Below are 18,965 nucleotides of genomic sequence, written 5' to 3'. Positions count from 1 at the left end.
TAAAAAGTAGTATTGCTTGATACGAACAGAACACCATTGCTATGAATTTTTCATTAACTAGAAGCGTATTATTCCCATTTGTGTCAGTACTAAGCGCGTTAGTACTACTTGCCTCCTGTAAGGAAGCTAGTCAAAATAGTACTGAGGAACATCCATATACGAACGCATTGATCAATGAAACAAGTCCCTACTTGCTGCAACACGCCCACAATCCGGTAGATTGGCGCCCATGGAGTCAGGCTGCATTGGACGAAGCCAAGGAAAAGAAAAAGCTGGTCCTGGTGAGTATCGGATATTCCTCTTGCCATTGGTGCCATGTGATGGAAGAAGAAACCTTTGCCAACGATTCCATCGCTAAAATAATGAACGAAAATTTTATCAATATCAAGGTAGATCGAGAAGAACGCCCCGATGTGGACCAAATATACATGACCGCCGTGCAATTGATGCAAGGAAATGGTGGCTGGCCCTTGAACGTTATTACCCTGCCCAACGGAAAACCCTTATATGGCGGCACCTACCACACCAAGGAACAGTGGGGTCAGGTGCTTACGGAAATAAGCAAACTGTACAACGAAGACCCGGCAAAAGCGGAAGAATACTCGGATATGGTGGCGGAAGGCATCCAAGAAGTAAACCTGATCTCCCCTGCTACGGATTTTGAAAATTTGACCCAAGAAGCCCTGACCGAAAGTTTGACCAACTGGAAACCGAATTGGGATACGGTTTGGGGCGGGGAAAAAAGCATGGAAAAATTCATGCTGCCCGTTAATCTTGATTTCCTTTTGGATTATGCCCTGCTTACAGATGATTCCGAAGTACTGCAACAGGTAGAACTATCGTTGGACAAAATGGCCATGGGCGGAATCTATGACCATGTGGCCGGAGGTTTTTATAGGTACAGTACGGATACGGAATGGAAAGTACCCCATTTTGAAAAAATGTTATATGACAATGGCCAAATGCTGAGTTTGTACGCAAAGGCCTACAAAGTATTCCGAAAAGAGCGTTATAAGGACATCGTACAAGGCACGATTCGCTTTTTAGAACGGGAAATGAAAAGTCCGGATGGTGCCTACTATGCTGCACTGGATGCGCAAAGTGAGGGAAAAGAAGGAAAATTCTATGTGTGGAACGAAGCGGAACTAAAAGAAGTTCTAACCACTGATTTTGAAGTGTTTTCCGCCTATTACAATATTCAAAAAGCAAATGCTTGGGAGGACGACACCTACGTGCTGCATTCCACGGTGGCCGATTCCCAATTTATAACCGATCACGGCCTAAGCGCGGCCCAGCTGTCAGCATTAAAGGCGACATGGCACGAAAAACTTCTACAAGCACGGGATAAACGAATACGCCCCCGTACCGATGATAAAATACTGATTTCCTGGAACGCCCTGGTCATCAATGGCTATGTAGACGCCTACGAGGCCTTGGGGACCGAGGCTTACTTGGAAACCGCCAAGAATATTCTAAAAAGCCTGAAAACCAATGGTTACTACAATGGGGAACTGGGACATTCCTATAAAGAGGACAGTAAGCATATCCCGGCCTTTCTAGAAGATTATAGTCTCTTGGCCAATGCGGCCCTGAACCTGTACAGCGTTTCCTTAAATCCCGACTACCTAAAGTTAGCCGAAGACCTGACCAAAACAGCACAAGAAAAATTTAAAGATCCCGCTTCGGGCATGTATAGGTACAACCAAGGAAACGAACTCATTGCCCAAATCATAAAAACAGATGATGGCGTACTCCCCTCCCCCAATGCTATTATGGCGCAAAACCTATTGCTGTTAGGGCATATTTACTATGATAAGGAAGCCATGAAAAAAGCAAAGACCATGCTGTCTTCCATGGTGCCGGTTACCAAGGAAAACCCCTATTCGTATGCGAAATGGAACAGTCTGCTGCTGCAGAGCACTTATCCGTTTTACGAAGTGGCCATCGTTGGAAAAGATGCCAAATCCCTATTGGCGGCCATGAGCAACCAATATGTGCCCAATACCTTATTGGTAGGTAGTTCGGTAGAGAGTGAGCTCGCCTTATTTGAGGGCAGATATACCGATGAAGGCACGTTTATTTACGTGTGTAGGGACCATACCTGCAAGCTACCCGTGAAAACGGTGAACGAAGCGATAGCACTTTTTGGGGGGAACAAGAAGCGCACCCCAACTAACACCCCTAGGTTTTGATGGCTTGGATTGAGGTGACGGTCATTCAGTTAAACCATGTTGAATTTCCGATAGCTTTATAGCAGCCATCATTTAACTATATTTGACTAGCACATGTACTATCTATGACGCTTTCGCTTTTGGCAAACACCCTTCAAAACACAGAAATACTAACATTTTACGGTTGGTGGCAGTTTGCGGTATGTATGTTCGCCTTTCTATCCCTATTCGCCATTTGGTGGCATATTGGAAAAAAACAAAACGATTTTGGTCAGGTATGGCTTGCCTTGTCCGTGCTTTGTTGGAGTATTTCCGGCATACTCCAAGTGTACTTCTATCAACAGGAAGTACCGAACATGTTCTTGCTTGAGGGCTGGCGGAGTGTTCTCTCCCTGTTAAATAGTCTATTTATTTTGTTGGCTTTGCCCTGGTTTCGCTTTTTACCCAAATCCATTGCACCATTAATAAAATCCAAATACTGGCGTGTAATCGTTGGTTTGCCTTTTCTTTTTTCCCTGCTTCCTACCATAAGTAAGATGTTTTCGGGCAGGCCCATTGCTGTCATAAGCGAACTGGACGTCTATTATGCTTTGCTCACCTTGGTTTTTTTGGGTCTAGTACTATGGGAGTCCTTTGCAAAGCGTAGATTGCGTTTGCTCGCTTGGCTTTCGTTGGTATGCATCGCCATAACGCTCGTGGCACAATTTTACAAGCTGAGCGATGCACCCGTAAATCTCAATCTCTTCTCAGCCATCTTTAAAAGCTGTCTTATTATGCTGTTCTTCGCCTTGGCATTAAGTTGGGTAAAGGAACTTTCAGAGAACATTTTGCCAGGCGTAGGAAACTTCAAAATACAGTTCAATAAAAACCCCAAACTAAAAAGATGTGTTCATGTTTTGGGTATACCGGGGAAGTCGGAAAGAGAATTACACCTTACTCCAAATGTTTATAATTTATTTCTATCATTTGCAAGGCAAAAAAAGAAGGATGCTGATAGCTGGTTGGAAATCAGGCCCAAGAACTTTGATTCCGGCAACAAGCAATATGACATTAACGATTACAATGAAATCAAGCGACTGTTGACCGGTGTTTTAGACGGACTCTTCGGGAAGGGGAATTGGACCCAAGAGCAACACTACAAACCGTTAAAAAACCTACTTTTTGAAGTGTCGGAAAAAAGAGAGCGCAAAATTCGTTTGGCTATTCCACCGGAGAATATTTCCCTGTAAAGAAAGGGGAACTCCTGGCATTTGTCAGTAGCACAACTACTGACATTTCAATATTTTTTCTGACGTTTCCCCTCAATTTTCAAGAGGAATACCATTTTGCGGTCAAAACAAACAGATGACTGCCAATACCAAGTACCTATTACCAAACATTCTAGTAGTTCTATCCCCTAGCCTAGCCACAGCGCAGTCAAAAGGTTTGGACCAACAGGTAAACGATGCTTTTATGCCCATCGCCAGATGGTGGGAAAATCTAATCTTCACCGAAATACCCATTGCAGGAACAGGAATTCCTATTGTGCTCATTTTTCTGCTTTCAGGAGCGCTGTTCTTTACCATCTATTTTGGTTTCGTTAATCTCAGACATTTTTCCACGGCCGTACAAGTGGTGCGAGGTACCTACGATGAGCTGGAAAAAACAGGAGAAGTTAGCCATGACCAAAAATTAAAAGCAACAAAAGACATAAAAGGCACTATAAAAGATGAAGGTCACTTTGGGGAAGTCAACCATTTTCAGGCCCTTACCACGGCGGTTTCAGGAACCGTTGGCTTGGGTAATATTGCCATGGTAGCCGTGGCCATCTCGTTTGGTGGCCCAGGGGCTACCTTTTGGATGATCGTTGCCGGACTCTTGGGTATGTCCTCCAAATTCGTAGAATGTACATTGGGCGTAAAATATAGGGATATAGACGCACAAGGCAATGTATATGGCGGTCCCATGTATTATTTATCCCGTGGATTAGGCGAAATGGGCTACAAACATTTTGGAAAAGTACTGGCTACGGTATTCGCCATATTGTGTGTAGGTGCCTCGTTTGGTGGAGGAAACGCTTTTCAGACCAACCAAGCCGCGGCCCAGATCATAGAACGTTTTGCTTTGGAAGGTTCCGGCATGGGAAGTATCATAGGAATGATTTTTGCAGTTTTTGTAGGGATTGTCATTATTGGGGGTATCAAAAGAATTGCCAAGGTTACCGAAAAAGTAGTGCCCTTTATGGCTGTGCTTTACATTAGTGCGGCACTATTCATCATTATTTCCAACTACAGTTATATCGATGATGCTTTCGCCCTTATTTTTAAAGAGGCATTTACCCCCAGAGCAACCATAACGGGTGGTTTTATTGGTGTGATGATTCAAGGATTCAGAAGGGCAGCTTTTTCCAATGAGGCAGGTGTTGGTTCTGCAGCCATAGCACATTCCGCAGTAAACACCCGCTTTGCGGCATCCGAAGGCTTGGTAGGGTTATTGGAACCTTTTATAGATACCGTTATCATTTGTACCATGACGGCCTTGGTGATTATCATGTTCAATGAAAACGGCGCTTTTATCTATGGGGATGTGGTAAACGGACTCGCATTGATGGACGACGGGACTCGATTGGGTGGCGTAAACATAACGTCCAGAGCTTTTGATACCGCTATACCCGGTTCCTCGTATGCCTTGGTCATCGCAGTAATCCTATTCGCCTTCTCTACTATACTTTCATGGTCATTCTACGGACTACAAGCTTGGAAGTTTTTGTTTGGCAGAAGTAAAACAAGTGATCTAACCTTTAAGATTGTATTTCTATTATTTACGATCTTGGGTGCCGCAGTAACCTTAGATGCGGTCATCAAATTTTCCGAGGCCATGCTCTTGGCCTTGGTTTTCCCGAATATGATCGGACTCTTCTTTTTGTTCCCTAAAGTGAAACAGGAGTTGACCAAATATTTGAATTTGATTCGTTTAAAGTCTTGAAGTGATTAATGGTTAGCGTAAAAGAAGTAGGGCTGTAATTAAAACTCCTAAAATATTGTATTTTAGCCTTCCTAAAGAGGAATGCTGCACTATTAAGCTTAGAATTATCAATTTTTGATTTATAATATTTAATTACTGCTATTCAGAATCAAGATTTTCATCCAAAAGTGTTTTCATACTTTCTTCAAAAATTTTCATAGCTTTTAATTGATTTTCGTTTTTCAGTCCACAATACCATTCCGTCCGTTTTATAAAATCTTGTGCTTTACCAATGGCAATATTTAGTTCTGAATTGAAGTCTTCAAATTCGATTTCTCCAATATATTCTATTGCTACTGCAACAATTTCCTTTGCACATTCAAATATTAACTCAGCATTATTTGAACTATCAATAGTGTTTTCTGATTTCATTAAAATTACAGTTCTATTCTTTTATACTTGCTAAAGGCACCGCACGCTCAGTGCGAGACTGCGGGAAATTACTTTTCCCCGCGCAATAGCATTTTTTTTCTTTTGGTTTGATTTTGTCCCGCGCAAAAGCAAAATTCAAAAGATTTTGCGATATACGTTGGGAATCCCAGTCCATTGGTTTGGGTACTTACGCCCGCATTGAGTATAGCTATTATTGCCATACTTTTTATTCCACATTATTAAATTCCTTGTTGATAAATTCCTGAACTATGTGCTTTATTTCATCTGGACACTTTTCGCTGGGATAAATTATCTTTGGTCCTTTTAAGGAAAAGTCATGCCATTGTATTAATTCATCATAAGACAACTCTTTCAATTCAAATTTATTTTCCTCCAAATAATTTTTTATCACGTTTTTCACGGTATTAATCTTATCATCAAATTCTTGATTTTTAAAAGGATTTTTATTTGTCATTTGGGTAAGTTTTCATTAATTATTATTCATATTTCATTTGAAATATTAAAACTGTCAACATCCAAAATCATCGTTACATCACATATTTTATTGATTGTATCTAAATGTGCTTTTAAAGTACATTCATAGATATCGTTGACTGCCGAATTGGGGGAAGAAGAACGCATAAATTTTCCGTTATAATCAAATCGTAACTTACCGTCTTCATTGTTCTTTTTATTATCTGTTACATATACAAATGTTGCTTTTGAGTTTCATTCAGTTGGTTCGAATTGAATTCCTTTATCCGTAACTCTCAAGAATATATCATAACTAGATGTAAAACCTTGTGATTTGTATAAATCAGGATTTAAATTGAATACTTGAATATTCTCTGCTTTAATGACTTGTTCTTTAACAATAGCGTTCTTGTCCATATCTTCTTTACATGAAAGAGATATTAATAGGGTTAAAATAAAAAGTATTTTTAAAAAAATTCTGACTAACGGTTAAATTTAGTATAATTTTCCTACACAAAATTTGACTCGTTAGCTTAAGAAATTAATACAGTTGCTTTATGTATGGAATGTTGCACAACGATTCTGCTAAGTGTAGTTGTTTGGGTTTGCACTTAAATTTGCAAGTATACACCAAGTTGGAAATTCCTGCGGAATTTCCAAAATAGGCGAGAACAAACAATTACTTATAGAGTGCAGTTTTTATTGGGTTATTCTTTTCTTTAAATCCATTCTTTCGTGTAGTATTCTCGTGATTTCCACATAAGTTTCATCCAAGATTCTGTAGAATATAATGTGTAGGTTCGCTTTAACTCCGAGAAGTTGCTTTGATATTCCTTGATATTTTTTTCCTAAATCTGGGTTTTCCGCAATTTCCTCACAATTAAAAATCAGTTCATCGTAATATTTGTCAGCCTGTTTTTCAGACCAAACCTCAAATGTGTAATCCCAAATCTTCGATAAATCCTCGACAGCTTTATTGGTCAATTTATAATCAGCCATTCGAGTGCTTTTTGGCTTTCAAAGATTCTAAATGTTTTTTCGGGTCAAAATCGTGAGCAATTCCGCTATCGATACCATCTTGTATTGCGTTTTTTAAAGCAATCACTTTACTTTCTTCTTCTTCTAAAAGTCTTAGTCCAGCACGAATAACTTCACTAACGTTTTTAAATCTACCTTCGCTTATTCGGTTTTGAACGAACTGGTCAAAATAATCCCCTAGCGATATTGATGTGTTTTTGCTCATTTGATATACATTTGTTCAATAATACCAAAAATTGGTATAATATCAAAATTTTTCTCAAATTACACGCCATTTAGGTATAATAAATACACAACAAAACAACCCTTTTTACCGCTGAACAATAAGAAGATGAGATTCAAGATTAGCATTACCGTAAACGAAAAACACCTCTATGGTTTAAGTTAAAAAGGCAACTATTCCATCAGATTTCGCTGAAAAGCGTACTTTTAAGAACACTAGAGTAGTTTAATTCACTACAGGTGCTATTATGTTTACGTAAATCTCATCTTCATTCCTATGCTATTAGTTCTATTGCTCTTAAGCGTATTGATCATTGTACTGCTCACGGCCAAACTGCATATACATCCCTTTTTGGCACTGCTTGTGGCCTCGTTATTTTATGGTCTTACCACGGGTATGCCTTTAGATGTATTGATCACTTCCATAGAATCGGGATTTGGGGATACGCTCGGGAAAATAGGCCTCGTCATTTTACTTGGGGTGCTTATAGGAGCGTTCTTGGAACAGACCGGTGCCGCCTATAAAATGGCGGAATCTGTACTTCGTATTATCGGAAAAAAGAACGTGCATGCCGCTATGGGAATTTTGGGGTACATCGTTTCCATCCCTGTTTTTGCCGATAGTGGTTTTATCATCCTGAATCCCCTAAACAAATCATTGTCCAAAAAAGCTGGATTATCCATTGCGGGCACTAGTATTGCCTTAATTCTTGGCTTGATGCTCACGCACGTTATGGTGCCACCAACACCAGGACCCATTGCAGCGGCCGGTATTTTGGATGCCGATATTGGACTGGTGATGCTTCTAGGGATTGTGGTAAGTCTCCTTTCCCTGATCGTTGCGATTGTATTTGCCAAAAAAGTGGCCAGTAAGACCTATATAGACCCCAACCCGGATTTGACGGAAGAGGACATTATCGAAAAAACAAAAACAGCGCCCAGCACCTTTACATCTTTCCTACCAATAGTGGTGCCTATCCTACTCATTATCAGCAAGTCGATGATTTTATTCAACATTCCTGAAGATGCCAAAGATGGGTTTGTCATCCAACTCATTTCATTTATAGGCTCGCCCTTAATAGCCTTGATTATTGGTGTATTGCTAGCCTTTACCCTACCCAAAAAGTTTGATATCGCCATGCTTTCCGAGGCCGGGTGGACAGGAAAGGCTTTGAAAAGTGCATCCACCATCTTGCTGATTACGGGTGCAGGTGGAATTTTTGGGAAAATTCTTCAAAACTCTGGCATCGGTGATAGTATGGCGCTACTGTTCGATGGTGTTCTAATCGGCATCTGGCTTCCTTTTCTGTTAAGTGCGGCCATTAAAACGGCACAGGGTTCCTCTACCGTGGCGTTGATTACCACGGCCTCCATCATGGCGCCATTAATGTCCGGCTTGGGCTTTGATTCCGAAATGCTAAAAGCCTTGGTCGTTATTGCCATTGGCGCGGGTGGCTTGGTTGTTCCGCACGCGAACGACAGCTCGTTTTGGGTGGTAACGCAGCTTACGGGAATGAACGTAAAAACGGGCTATAAACTATATACCCGAGGCGCGCTGCTCGTTGGCGTCTTTGCTGCCTTGGTCGTTTTTTGTATTTCGCTTTTTGCCTAGGGTAGTAACTCCTGCTTCCAAATTGGAAGCTTTACAAGAGCATAGCCGTTACAAGGATATTTAAAATCGTACTAAACCCAAATGATTATAGCCTATTGGTCTCCCGGTATGCTTACCGGCCCATCATTTTTACCATCGTCGGTAATGAAAAATCCTTCAAAATCGCTGTCGGAAACCCAACCGGTGTTCGGTTTAACCCCCTTAAAAAAGGCATCATAAAATCCATTGCCATTGGTCATTGGAAATTGCTCGTACAAAAATCCATATCCGCTGACGCGCCAGTCGCCCTGCTCCTTTAATTTGGCTTCCATAAAGCTTTGTAAATAGGTCTTTGTGGCAAGCCAATCCATATCATTCGCCAAATTTTCTACACAAAACGGATCTTGGAGCAGGTTGTAAAGCTCTTCTGTGGGGCGCTTACCAAAATTCATTTTCCAAAAATCATAATTCTCCCCACTACGTCTCTGGTTTAAAAGCAGGGTTTTTGTGGGACTACCATCGGTATTCAAATATCCTGTTTCCGGATTTCCGGAGGGCCAGCGCTGCGGTTCGTAGTTTTTTAGGTACAGCATGGAATCTTTATAAACGCCTCGAATGGGATACCCAACATCGTTTGGTCTGCCCGTATCGTGTCTTTCCTTACCAACGAGCACAAAGTTTCGACCTTTGTTCAAGTTGTTCGCATCACTAGTAAAATATTCGAATAGACTTTTGCCGGTAAAGGGCTGCATTTCGCTCTTGGCCCATGGAATATTGGCCGCTTCCAATATAGTAGGCGCTATATCGATAAAACTTATAAAATCGTTGATTACACTACCCCTCGCAACAATTTTATTGCCCCAAGATATGGCCAGCGGAATGTGATTGGAGGTTTCGTACTGGTTCCCCTTGACCCTAGGAAAAGGCATTCCGTGATCGGAGGTGTAGACAATAAGCGTGTTCTCCATCATCTTTTTATCCTTCAACATATCCAAAATCAACTTCACCTGCCGGTCCATATACTCTATTTCGTACGCATAGTCCAATAGGTCTTTGCGCACAACTTCGGTATCTGGCCAATAATTTGGGAAATCGGTTATCATTTCGGGCTTCTTATTACCCAAACTGACCCCGGAATTAAATTCGTAGCCCCGATGCGGTTCTAAAGAGCCTACCCAAAAGCTCCACGGGCGGGTGCCATCTACCTCATCTAAAAACATATTGAAATTACCAGCGTAGTCGTTACTGGATATGGCCGCCGTAGGAGGTGTCAACGTAAGTTCATTATAGCCTTTACCGGTTAAATACCGCGGTCGGTTGTCCTCCGTCTCCGCGATACCCGGTCCCCAGCCTTTTCCGGTATATCCCACCGCATACCCATGTGCGGCCAAAACTTCGGGAAAGGTCTTGAATTTTGTGGGAAAATAGGCCAAATGGTTCACCGCGGCATCCAACTGCCAAGAATTGCGACCCGTTAAAATAGCCGCTCTGGATGGTGCGCATTTGGCATTTGGTGTATAGGCTTTGTTGAAGAGTAATCCCGCTTTCGCTATCTCATCAAAAGCTGGGGTGTTCACGTAAGAACTGCCATAGGCACCCATATCCGTTCCTGCATCGTCTAGAACGACAAATAGGATATTGGGGCGCTCTTGTTGTGCCCGGGCAGAAAAGCCCATAAAAATTACGAAAACATGAAGAAGAATGTATTTCATACTGACCATAAGCAATTGAACGTTGCTATTATTTGTGACAAAAGATAGTCAAAATATACTATTTTTTTAGAGGTCGGTAGATAGTTACCTATTTCAACCCGAATTCACAAAATAACGGTCAGGCCCAGCGCAGTCGAAGCCCAATTAAAGACATCAGTGATTCTCTTCCGAAATTTCGGGAGCGCTCTAACCGACATTCATACAAACTTTAATAGTTTGATTATAAATTAGATATACTGTTAAAATATAAATATGTAGTTACCGATCTTCTATTTTTTAGGGTCCAACCATGGTGGCGGTTAAAAACAAAAATACACCTCGATCGAGGTGCATTTTTTATATCTCAAGACAATTAAATACTTAATTCCCCTTCTTGTAATCTTCTAAAAACTTGGCCAAACCACTATCGGTCAGAGGGTGCTTTAACAATCCTTTGATAGCGGAAAGCGGTCCGGTCATTACATCGGCACCAATCTTTGCACAGTCGATAATATGCATAACGTGACGAACGGATGCGGCCAATATTTCCGTTTCAAAGCCGTAATTGTCGTATATCAAACGGATATCGGCGATAAGGCCTAGACCATCTGTAGAAATATCGTCCAATCGTCCAATAAACGGAGACACGTAGGTTGCTCCCGCCTTTGCGGCCAATAAAGCCTGACCCGCAGAGAATACCAAGGTTACATTCGTTTTAATCCCTTTATCGGAAAAATACTTGCAGGCTTTTACCCCGTCGGCGATCATGGGCAGTTTTACTACGATCTGTGGGTTCAATGCCGCCAGTTTTTCCCCTTCGGCGACCATACCTTCAAAATCCGTAGAAATAACCTCGGCGCTCACGTGTCCGGAAGCTACATCACATATCTTCTTGTAATGCGCCAAAATATTATCCGTTCCCGTTATGCCCTCTTTGGCCATTAAAGACGGATTGGTAGTTACCCCGTCCAAAACACCCATATCCTGAGCTTCTTGTATATCGGCTAAATTTGCTGTATCGATAAAAAATTTCATCTCTTCTGTTTTTAAATTAAATCGTTATTTTAAAAAGTCGACTACTTGGTCAAATACCTGCGCTCCGGTAAATCCGAATTTCTCGTCCAGTACCTTTGCCGGGGCCGAGTAGCCAAAATGCTCCAAACCGAATACTTTTCCATTGGGTCCCGCCAAGCTTTCCAAATTAATTGGCAGGCCAGCTGTAAGTCCAAAAATAGGCTTATTAGCGGGAATAATGGACTCTTGGTATTCTCTGGATTGCTGTCTAAAGATACCTTCGGAAGGAATGGAAGCAATGTTTACTTTAAGCCCTTTTTTGCTTTCCAAGAGTTCCGCTGCTTCTACCAGGGTAGACACCTCAGAGCCGTTGGCAATCAATACGACATCCGCATTAGCGACTTCCTTAACCAAGTAGCCACCCTTTTCGGCACCCAAGGCTTCGGTATATCTATTTCCGTTTTGCGCCGGTACGTCTTTGATGCCCTGTCTGGAAAGTATGAGTCCGGTTGGTGTCTTGGTATTCTCCATGGCCATTTTCCAGGCCACGTTGGTTTCCATGGAATCTGCAGGTCTCAAGGCCACAAAACTTTGTTCGTGACTGTGGTTCTTCAATTTTTCCAATAAACGAATTTGCGCTTCTTGTTCTATCGGTTGGTGCGTAGGTCCGTCCTCTCCTACCCTAAAGGCATCATGCGTCCACACATATTTAACAGGCAGTTCTTGTATACAACTCAAACGTATGGCAGGCTTCATATAGTCCGAAAAGACAAAGAAGGTAGCAACAACCGGAATGATACCTCCGTGGAGTGCAATTCCGTTCGCTATGGTCGCCATGGTCAGTTCGGCCACCCCGGACTGCAAGAATGCCCCTGAAAAATCGCCCTTTTTAAGTATCGTTGTTTTCTTTAAAAAACCGTCCGTTTTATCGCTATTGGACAGATCCGCGGAAGAAACGATCATGTTCTCTACGTTTTCGGCCAAATAGCCCAGGACGGCAGAAGAAGCAGCGCGTGTCGCGAGCCCTTCTTTTTGGGCGATGGAACCAAAATCCAAGTCGGGCAAATCCCCGGAAAGGTAGGTATCCAGTTTGGCGGCAAGTGCTGCATTCGCTTTCCTCCAGGCATTTATTTCTTCCTTCTTTTTTGCCGCTGACTTTGTTTTGTTTTCTATAATATCGGCATAAAACGCTTCCACCTTTTCATAGATATCAAAGGGTTTTGCAACATCGGCACCCAGATTTTGCATAGTCTTGTCATAATCCGCACCCGTATCACCAATGGGTTTTCCGTGAAGTTCCGTATAGCCTTCGTACATGGAACCATCTGCGGTAACACAGCCTTTGCCCATAATGGTCTCACCAATGATCAGGGTAGGCTTTTCCGTTTCGGCGTTCGCATCTTTAAGCGCCTTTCTTATTTGTTCGTGATCATGCCCGTCAATGGTCACCACTTTCCATCCCCAGGCTTCATATTTTTTCGCCGTATCCTCGGACGTTACTTCATCCGTTTTAGAGGACAGCTGCACATCGTTGGAATCGTAGAACATGATAAAATTGTTCAAACCTAAATGTCCGGCTATTCTACCAGCACCTTGCGAAATTTCTTCTTGTACCCCTCCATCGGAGATAAAGCCATATATTTTATGGTTCATCCAATCGCCAAAACGTGCTTGGAGAAACTTGGCCGCGATGGCAGCACCAACACCCATGGTATGTCCTTGCCCTAAAGGCCCAGAGGTATTTTCTATTCCCCTTGCCACGTCGACCTCCGGATGTCCTGGAGTAATGGAACCCCACTGCCTAAAATTGGCAATATCGTCCTTTTTATAATTTCCCAATAGGTAATACTGAGCGTACATGAGTGAGGACAAATGTCCGGCATCCATAAAGAAACGGTCGCGAAAAGGCCATTCCATATCCGAAGGGTCAAAGTTGAAAAACTCCGAATACAGAATATGCATATAATCAGCACCTCCCATGGGACCACCAGGGTGTCCGGAACTTGCTTTTTCTACCATTGAGATGGCTAATGCCCTAATATTATCGGCTGCTAATTGGTCTAATTCCTTGTTCATTTGTACTTATGGTTACGTGTTAGTAGGGTTATATCAATTACTAATGGCAAAATTACCGTCAAAGATACCGGAATTATCATGCTATTAAAAATATAATTGAATTTGAAATAAGACAACGGGAAATATAAATAAGGCCTATATCCTAAATCAGCAGTCATATTCCTTTGGATATTCTGGTTTTTATATTTTAAAGAAATCGATTTCAGCAATACATAAATAAGGACATTTATGGCCGAGTAGGAACCTTAAATCAAAAATCCTTGTTTTTAATTCGGTTCAGCCTTACCTATATGAATGAACAAACCTTAATTACTCATTGGCCAAATACGTCTCCTGACCAAACCTGAATATAGGGGATGGTGTTCTTGCCACTTGCATTAGTTCTTCCATTTCGGCAACGATCGTAGGATGCTCATCCGCAATATTATTTGCTTCTGAACTATCTTTTGAGAGGTCGTACAGTTCTATTTTTGAATTGCCCTCAAATACATTATACTTTACAGCCTTAAAATCACCTTTACGAATGGCCTGTCTGCCTCCTCTTTCATGAAATTCCCAATACAGGTACTCATGATTTTTCTGACCTTCCGGGTTGCCGGTGAGTGTTGGCAAAAAACTGATTCCGTCCAAACCTTCTGGAACCAACCCTTTACTAAGTTCCATGAAGGTTGGAAAAACATCCCAAAAAGCCGAAATATGATCGGTTTCCGATGCTTTTGGAATGGTTCCCGGCCAACTCGCTATCATAGGTACACGAATTCCACCTTCGTACAAATCCCTTTTAACCCCCTTAAGACCGGCGTTACTATTGAAATATTCCGGATCGGCCCCTCCTTCTTCGTGAGGGCCGTTATCCGAGGTGAATATAATAATGGTATTTTGGGCAATGCCCAACTCCGTTACCTTGGCCACGATCTCGCCTACCTGCTCGTCCAACAAATCTACCATGGCTGCAAATGCCGCATGGGTCTCTTTTTGTGACTCATAAGGCCCCAAGCGATAGTTTTCGCCTTCATCATACCCTATATACTCCTTTTCAGGGGGATACTTGCCCCTGTGTTTTTTCATGAACGCCTCTGGGGCGACCAATTCGGCATGGGGAATAATGGAGGGAACATAAAGAAAAAATGGGCCTTTTTTATGAGATTCAATGAACTCCAATGTTTTTTCATGAATGAGCTCCGGTGCGTATACTTCTTTACCAAAATCCTGATTTCCCGGTAAGACGATAGAATCTAAGTTGGACCATAAATGTCGTGGATAGTAGTTATGTCCCAATCGCTGACAATTATAGCCAAAAAAAGTGTCGAAACCTTGCTTGGTAGGGTCTCCTTCCGAACCCGGATAACCAAGTCCCCATTTTCCGAATGCCCCGGTGGTATATCCTTCTTTTTGTAAAGCTTCCGCTATGGTATATGTAGCGTCCGGTATGGGATGCTGACCTTCGGGCTGCACCTCCTTATTCCCCCGAACAACGGTATGGCCGGTGTGCATACCTGTCATTAATGCAGATCTGGAAGGGGCACATACCGTACTCCCTGAATAGTGTTGCCTAAATAACATTCCGTTTTGTGCCAGTTTATCGATATTAGGTGTGTTGAACTTTTGTTGTCCGTACACGCTCAAATCCCCATAGCCCAGATCATCCGCGAGGATATAAATAATATTGGGCTTGTTCGTAGTTTTTGATAGGGCCGAAACGGAATCCTGCGAGGGAACAGGTTTGGACTTTGAATCGCTTTTGCATGAAGAAAGGAAGGTAATACAAAGACAGAGTAGTGTTATTTTATAAAATGCGCTCATATACCGCTGGTTTACGTTAAAAGAGGGCGTAATATACTCCTTTAAGGTTATATTCAAAAAAAGATGAAAATAACGATTTTAACCCAAATCCTGTATTGAAACTTTACTACAAAGCTTCAAGATACAAGGAAGACCTCCTTTAACCCGATTTTGCCGGGGAACCGCCGTAATGAAAAAAAAGCGGCATAGCGATAGTGCTTGCCCTAGCTCGGAGCGGAAATAGTTTTTCTAATGCATGCTTTGGGTTTGACCGAAACCTAGGACGAATACATCGGACATCTGCTTTATGCTGTACTTTCCGTTTAATACCGATAAGGGCTATCCGGTCAAAGGATTGAACAGGTCCCGAGCCATCCTGTGATGAATTGGTACAAATACCACGCCCCAATTGAAAATCGACCAACAAATAGTTGTTCATACTAATTCAAAAGAGCACTGGTATTGCCCCTCTTTTCAAAATCTTGCTTCTAGCTTGTACAAGGCTATGCTGTTGCAAGTAAAAGCAAAACTTAAAACAAATTGACAATGATAACAACAGTGCTAAAAAGTATGCTTAACACCAGTAAATTAAAGGTCATCTTTGATTTTAGTTGCGCCAAGACCGCTGCATTGTAGGCCATGCAAAAAATAGTGACAAAAAATACCAAGGACATTTTTATGGCCATGGACATCTCGTCCATGAGCAGCAGCATTACCGCCGCGGACCCTAGGCAACTCTGTCCTATAATCGCGATGGCAGAATACCCGGTCTGTTCTTTTTTAAACTCTTCCAATAAACTCTTGTATAAATTCATGATTCCATTAGTATTATATCCAGAATTCATCATTGGTATTATCCCTGAATTTTTCTTCTGAATGTATTCTTAAAATAGTTGCAAGTTGTTCTTTGGTGGCTATTTCCTGAATTTTATTGAAAAGTACGCGCTCCTCAAAACGAATGTGTTGTTGTAGTTCCTCCTCGATAAGGGATAATACTTTAGAAAGATCCTGTGCTTCAGCAAAAAGCTGGTGAAGTCTCTGATGTTGTTCAAGCGCTTTGGACACCAGCTCATGATGGTTTCCCAAAATGGGAAAAATATGTTCTTCTTCCAATTTAAAATGGGGCACCAGGTGCGTATCGTAGAACCAATCCACATATTTTTTTATGCGTTCCTCGGCGATGCCCATTGAGAACCCCATTCTAATTTTCCAACAAAGGAGTAGGCCGTGATGATGCTCACGGCTTATCCCTTGCAACGCTTTGTTCCTTTTTATAGGCTTATGTTCCATACCTAGCTTAAGACCCTAACTTTTGTTCTAAAATGGTTGCTTCTGGAAACAGGATATTATTTTCAAGATGAATATGTCTGTGCAGGTCTTCTTCGAATTCCTTTAGTAAAGAGAACGCCACACGATACGTATTACAGGCATCGGCAGGAGGGTTGTAATCATCGGTAAGCTCGACAATCAATCTAAAACGTTCGCCCTCGTTATCATGTTCCTGCATCATCATGGCAATCGGATTTTTAACCGTACCAAAGTGTGGTTGCCCAAGAGGTTCGTTTTTTTGCCGTGCATTAACCATTTTTCGTACCCATGGAAAGAGCAATAATTCCTCCTTCTTCATGTGCATCGCCAATTCCCCGGCAGAAGCGTTAAAATGTTCGTTGATCTCGTACAGTTCTGGGTGGCGTTCCCCATGCACCTTGCAGAGTTTGGTCAAGTATTGCTTAAGCACGGGAATTCGCTCCTCTACGTACCTATGGTGTTTTTTCTCTATATAATCCGCAAGCAGGTCCAAGGGCCAAGATTTAAAATCCGTATTGTCATTGTTGGTCTGCCTTTGTACTTCATCGATTTCGCCCAGTAACACATCCATATTCAGTCCGTATTTCTCGGAAACTTCTTCTAAACTACGATTGCCCTTGCAACAGAAATCTATTTTATGGTTTTTAAAAACTTGCGCAATTCTATAATCTTGCGCTACCATTTCTCCTATTGTTTTTTCTAATGTATTTTCCATATTCTATTTATATAAAATTTATTTCAGATGTGACGGCCATTATGGCCAAGGCTTTAAAATCTTTTTGAATTTTTAACGTATGCTCCTTTTTTGCAGGGATAATAAACGAATCCCCCTTACTAAGTAATTGATCACCATCGGGCATGGTTAACAAGGCAAGGCCCTCTTTTACTACAATTACTGTTTCCGCTGTACTGTGGTGAGGCGGCATCCGCATGCCTGCCCTACCCACAATTTCCAACACTTTCATCGCATTACCCGTTTCCAAATGGGTTAATTCCGGTTTCGTCAGTACTTCCATATTCGTCTCTATTTTAGTTTCATTTTTTATATCGGATAATTTTATCCTAATTATAGTTAAATTTTTTTATCGCTTCAGATAGGTAAGACCAAGTTCTAGGCCTTCCGTCATTTCCTGCAGTGTCGTATTCTCTAACATTTGTCTTAGATCGTTACGTATATCCACAAATTTGTCGTGCACGGGACATGGTTTACTGGTATTACATTCCTTTAAACCTAAGCCACAACCCGCATAGATTTTATCTCCATCTATGGCATTCACGATCTGACTCAGTTTAATAGTATCTATATCCATTCTTGTAATTTCAAACCCTCCATAAGCACCCTTTACAGAATCCACAATATTGTTTTTAGACAAAATCTGTAGAATCTTGGCCGTAAAAGCTACTGGAGAATCTATCTCCGCTGCGATCTCCTTAAGACTTACCCTCCTACCCTCTAGCGATTGCGAGGCAATATAAGTGGCAGATCGTATACCGTATTCACACGCTTTTGAAAACATCTGTTTCGGAATTGATTCGGGACAAATATAATATTATTTTTAAATAGGACAAAAACATCCTATTTAAAAATTAAAGAATGTACTGTTTTCTGTAAAACCAGTATAATCCATCAAGGTATCCCATTTCGATTTCACACTAAAAAATCGATTTTTGCAATCCAATTGTTCACATCTGAAATAGGTTTAAAATGGATAGAAATTCGATTTAATTTCTTTAAAGAGCCAAGAAAAAGAAATATCTTGCCCCTTATGGGACTATTCGATTTTAGGGACGTGAACAAACGGAAGAAGAAACGGGACGGCACGGTGGTGGCGTGTTCCGCCACGGGCATACACCTTAATGGCACCCCCATTGAATTTCCTGCCCAATACACCCTTTTAAGGGACATCTTGGGCGAGGCCTCCCGCATAGAGCCCATAAAGCAGACCAAGAACAAGGTGTACCTTTGGGACGAGCTGGGCATCTACTGCGCCAGCGCAGACCCCGAGAAGATGTTGATGCTGCTTTTGGTGCAAGACAACCGCTACGGCCTGGGCCACCAACCCAAGAAGAATTTTATGGGGGAGGTGACCATAGACGGGAAACCCCTGGCAAACAACATCCAGAACGTGGGCCAGGACAGGCCCTATATGATCCGCGCGATCATCAAGGAGAACCAACAGGTGGCCATTGCACTGGGGTGGAACCCCGGTGTTTAAATTGAAG

General features: G+C 41.9%; 19 protein-coding genes. 5 read left to right on the top strand and 14 right to left on the bottom strand.

Annotated elements, in window-relative coordinates; translation table 11 throughout:
- Positions 1-41: 41 nt before the first annotated feature.
- From ACFQZJ_RS18135 to ACFQZJ_RS18125, 3 genes are all read left to right on the top strand, one after another.
- On the top strand, positions 42-2,192 hold the full coding sequence (locus ACFQZJ_RS18135; protein ID WP_379936375.1) for a thioredoxin domain-containing protein: 2,151 nt from the start codon (positions 42-44) through the stop codon (positions 2,190-2,192).
- 104 nt (positions 2,193-2,296) lie between these two features.
- Entirely contained in the window at positions 2,297-3,400 is a 1,104-nt protein-coding gene (locus ACFQZJ_RS18130; protein WP_379936373.1) for a hypothetical protein, read from the top strand.
- 115 nt (positions 3,401-3,515) lie between these two features.
- Positions 3,516-5,135, top strand: coding sequence for an alanine/glycine:cation symporter family protein (locus tag ACFQZJ_RS18125; protein WP_379936371.1), 1,620 nt, complete (start codon positions 3,516-3,518; stop codon positions 5,133-5,135).
- A 138-nt stretch (positions 5,136-5,273) separates the two neighbouring features.
- Here ACFQZJ_RS18125 and ACFQZJ_RS18120 read toward each other — a convergent pair whose 3' ends face one another.
- The 4 genes from ACFQZJ_RS18120 to ACFQZJ_RS18105 all read right to left on the bottom strand — a co-directional run bounded on the left by ACFQZJ_RS18120 (position 5,274) and on the right by ACFQZJ_RS18105 (position 7,263).
- Positions 5,274-5,546 (bottom strand): hypothetical protein, encoded by a 273-nt coding sequence (locus ACFQZJ_RS18120; RefSeq protein ID WP_379936370.1) that lies wholly within the window; start codon positions 5,544-5,546, stop codon positions 5,274-5,276.
- Positions 5,547-5,772: 226 nt separating this feature from the next.
- Complete coding sequence (locus ACFQZJ_RS18115) at positions 5,773-6,021, bottom strand: hypothetical protein (RefSeq protein WP_379936368.1); 249 nt, start codon at positions 6,019-6,021, stop codon at positions 5,773-5,775.
- A 698-nt stretch (positions 6,022-6,719) separates the two neighbouring features.
- A complete protein-coding gene (locus ACFQZJ_RS18110; protein ID WP_379936366.1) occupies positions 6,720-7,019 on the bottom strand; it encodes a type II toxin-antitoxin system RelE/ParE family toxin in 300 nt (99 codons plus the stop codon).
- A complete protein-coding gene (locus ACFQZJ_RS18105; protein WP_379936365.1) occupies positions 7,012-7,263 on the bottom strand; it encodes a type II toxin-antitoxin system ParD family antitoxin in 252 nt (83 codons plus the stop codon). The genes ACFQZJ_RS18110 and ACFQZJ_RS18105 overlap by 8 nt, the downstream gene beginning before the upstream one ends.
- A gap of 294 nt (positions 7,264-7,557) precedes the next feature.
- Between ACFQZJ_RS18105 and ACFQZJ_RS18100 the strand changes: the two genes are divergently transcribed.
- Positions 7,558-8,892: a GntP family permease gene (locus tag ACFQZJ_RS18100; protein WP_379936364.1), complete on the top strand. Its 1,335-nt coding sequence runs from the start codon at positions 7,558-7,560 to the stop codon at positions 8,890-8,892.
- Between the two features lie 92 nt (positions 8,893-8,984).
- On the opposite strand, the gene ACFQZJ_RS18095 is transcribed toward ACFQZJ_RS18100, so the two are convergent.
- From ACFQZJ_RS18095 to ACFQZJ_RS18050, 10 genes are all read right to left on the bottom strand, one after another.
- Positions 8,985-10,583: a sulfatase family protein gene (locus tag ACFQZJ_RS18095; RefSeq protein WP_379936363.1), complete on the bottom strand. Its 1,599-nt coding sequence runs from the start codon at positions 10,581-10,583 to the stop codon at positions 8,985-8,987.
- A 360-nt stretch (positions 10,584-10,943) separates the two neighbouring features.
- Positions 10,944-11,597, bottom strand: coding sequence for a fructose-6-phosphate aldolase (gene fsa / locus ACFQZJ_RS18090; RefSeq protein WP_379936362.1), 654 nt, complete (start codon positions 11,595-11,597; stop codon positions 10,944-10,946).
- A gap of 24 nt (positions 11,598-11,621) precedes the next feature.
- Positions 11,622-13,652: a transketolase family protein gene (locus ACFQZJ_RS18085; protein WP_379936361.1), complete on the bottom strand. Its 2,031-nt coding sequence runs from the start codon at positions 13,650-13,652 to the stop codon at positions 11,622-11,624.
- Positions 13,653-13,961: 309 nt separating this feature from the next.
- Positions 13,962-15,455: an arylsulfatase gene (locus ACFQZJ_RS18080; RefSeq protein WP_379936359.1), complete on the bottom strand. Its 1,494-nt coding sequence runs from the start codon at positions 15,453-15,455 to the stop codon at positions 13,962-13,964.
- A 139-nt stretch (positions 15,456-15,594) separates the two neighbouring features.
- Complete coding sequence (locus tag ACFQZJ_RS18075) at positions 15,595-15,873, bottom strand: hypothetical protein (RefSeq protein ID WP_379936357.1); 279 nt, start codon at positions 15,871-15,873, stop codon at positions 15,595-15,597.
- Positions 15,874-15,964: 91 nt separating this feature from the next.
- Positions 15,965-16,249, bottom strand: coding sequence for a hypothetical protein (locus ACFQZJ_RS18070; RefSeq protein WP_379936356.1), 285 nt, complete (start codon positions 16,247-16,249; stop codon positions 15,965-15,967).
- A gap of 13 nt (positions 16,250-16,262) precedes the next feature.
- Positions 16,263-16,724 carry a hemerythrin domain-containing protein gene (locus ACFQZJ_RS18065; protein ID WP_379936355.1) on the bottom strand — a complete coding sequence of 154 codons (462 nt, stop codon included), beginning with the start codon at positions 16,722-16,724 and terminating at the stop codon, positions 16,263-16,265.
- Between the two features lie 7 nt (positions 16,725-16,731).
- Complete coding sequence (ric, locus tag ACFQZJ_RS18060; protein ID WP_379936353.1) at positions 16,732-17,457, bottom strand: iron-sulfur cluster repair di-iron protein; 726 nt, start codon at positions 17,455-17,457, stop codon at positions 16,732-16,734.
- Between the two features lie 7 nt (positions 17,458-17,464).
- The gene (locus tag ACFQZJ_RS18055) at positions 17,465-17,758 is read right to left on the bottom strand and encodes a cupin domain-containing protein (RefSeq protein WP_379936352.1); all 294 of its coding nucleotides are present in this window, start codon (positions 17,756-17,758) and stop codon (positions 17,465-17,467) included.
- A gap of 66 nt (positions 17,759-17,824) precedes the next feature.
- Positions 17,825-18,259, bottom strand: a complete 435-nt coding sequence (locus ACFQZJ_RS18050; RefSeq protein WP_379936350.1) for an RrF2 family transcriptional regulator — start codon at positions 18,257-18,259, stop codon at positions 17,825-17,827.
- Between the two features lie 249 nt (positions 18,260-18,508).
- On the opposite strand from ACFQZJ_RS18050, the gene ACFQZJ_RS18045 reads away from it, so the two are divergent.
- Positions 18,509-18,958: a DUF7738 domain-containing protein gene (locus ACFQZJ_RS18045; protein WP_379936348.1), complete on the top strand. Its 450-nt coding sequence runs from the start codon at positions 18,509-18,511 to the stop codon at positions 18,956-18,958.
- Positions 18,959-18,965 lie beyond the last annotated feature (7 nt).

The sequence above is a fragment of the Maribacter chungangensis genome (assembly GCF_042676845.1).
GTDB classification, from domain to species: Bacteria; Bacteroidota; Bacteroidia; order Flavobacteriales; family Flavobacteriaceae; genus Maribacter; species Maribacter chungangensis.
Note: the sequence above shows the minus strand (reverse complement) of the source record. Positions and strands in the feature narration are given on the sequence as shown.

Excerpts from the sequence above, each read along its gene's own strand:
- ACFQZJ_RS18080 (WP_379936359.1), bottom strand. The coding sequence starts at position 15,455 with ATGAGCGCATTTTATAAAATAACACTACTCTGTCTTTGTATTACCTTC.
- ACFQZJ_RS18100 (WP_379936364.1), top strand. The coding sequence starts at position 7,558 with ATGCTATTAGTTCTATTGCTCTTAAGCGTATTGATCATTGTACTGCTC.
- ACFQZJ_RS18045 (WP_379936348.1), top strand. The coding sequence starts at position 18,509 with ATGGGACTATTCGATTTTAGGGACGTGAACAAACGGAAGAAGAAACGG.
- ACFQZJ_RS18125 (WP_379936371.1), top strand. The coding sequence starts at position 3,516 with ATGACTGCCAATACCAAGTACCTATTACCAAACATTCTAGTAGTTCTA.
- ACFQZJ_RS18110 (WP_379936366.1), bottom strand. The coding sequence starts at position 7,019 with ATGGCTGATTATAAATTGACCAATAAAGCTGTCGAGGATTTATCGAAG.
- ACFQZJ_RS18085 (WP_379936361.1), bottom strand. The coding sequence starts at position 13,652 with ATGAACAAGGAATTAGACCAATTAGCAGCCGATAATATTAGGGCATTA.
- ACFQZJ_RS18105 (WP_379936365.1), bottom strand. The coding sequence starts at position 7,263 with ATGAGCAAAAACACATCAATATCGCTAGGGGATTATTTTGACCAGTTC.
- ACFQZJ_RS18065 (WP_379936355.1), bottom strand. The coding sequence starts at position 16,724 with ATGGAACATAAGCCTATAAAAAGGAACAAAGCGTTGCAAGGGATAAGC.
- ACFQZJ_RS18135 (WP_379936375.1), top strand. The coding sequence starts at position 42 with ATGAATTTTTCATTAACTAGAAGCGTATTATTCCCATTTGTGTCAGTA.
- ric (WP_379936353.1), bottom strand. The coding sequence starts at position 17,457 with ATGGAAAATACATTAGAAAAAACAATAGGAGAAATGGTAGCGCAAGAT.
- ACFQZJ_RS18130 (WP_379936373.1), top strand. The coding sequence starts at position 2,297 with ATGACGCTTTCGCTTTTGGCAAACACCCTTCAAAACACAGAAATACTA.
- ACFQZJ_RS18095 (WP_379936363.1), bottom strand. The coding sequence starts at position 10,583 with ATGAAATACATTCTTCTTCATGTTTTCGTAATTTTTATGGGCTTTTCT.
- ACFQZJ_RS18075 (WP_379936357.1), bottom strand. The coding sequence starts at position 15,873 with ATGAACAACTATTTGTTGGTCGATTTTCAATTGGGGCGTGGTATTTGT.
- ACFQZJ_RS18055 (WP_379936352.1), bottom strand. The coding sequence starts at position 17,758 with ATGGAAGTACTGACGAAACCGGAATTAACCCATTTGGAAACGGGTAAT.
- ACFQZJ_RS18050 (WP_379936350.1), bottom strand. The coding sequence starts at position 18,259 with ATGTTTTCAAAAGCGTGTGAATACGGTATACGATCTGCCACTTATATT.
- ACFQZJ_RS18070 (WP_379936356.1), bottom strand. The coding sequence starts at position 16,249 with ATGAATTTATACAAGAGTTTATTGGAAGAGTTTAAAAAAGAACAGACC.
- ACFQZJ_RS18120 (WP_379936370.1), bottom strand. The coding sequence starts at position 5,546 with ATGAAATCAGAAAACACTATTGATAGTTCAAATAATGCTGAGTTAATA.
- fsa (WP_379936362.1), bottom strand. The coding sequence starts at position 11,597 with ATGAAATTTTTTATCGATACAGCAAATTTAGCCGATATACAAGAAGCT.
- ACFQZJ_RS18115 (WP_379936368.1), bottom strand. The coding sequence starts at position 6,021 with ATGACAAATAAAAATCCTTTTAAAAATCAAGAATTTGATGATAAGATT.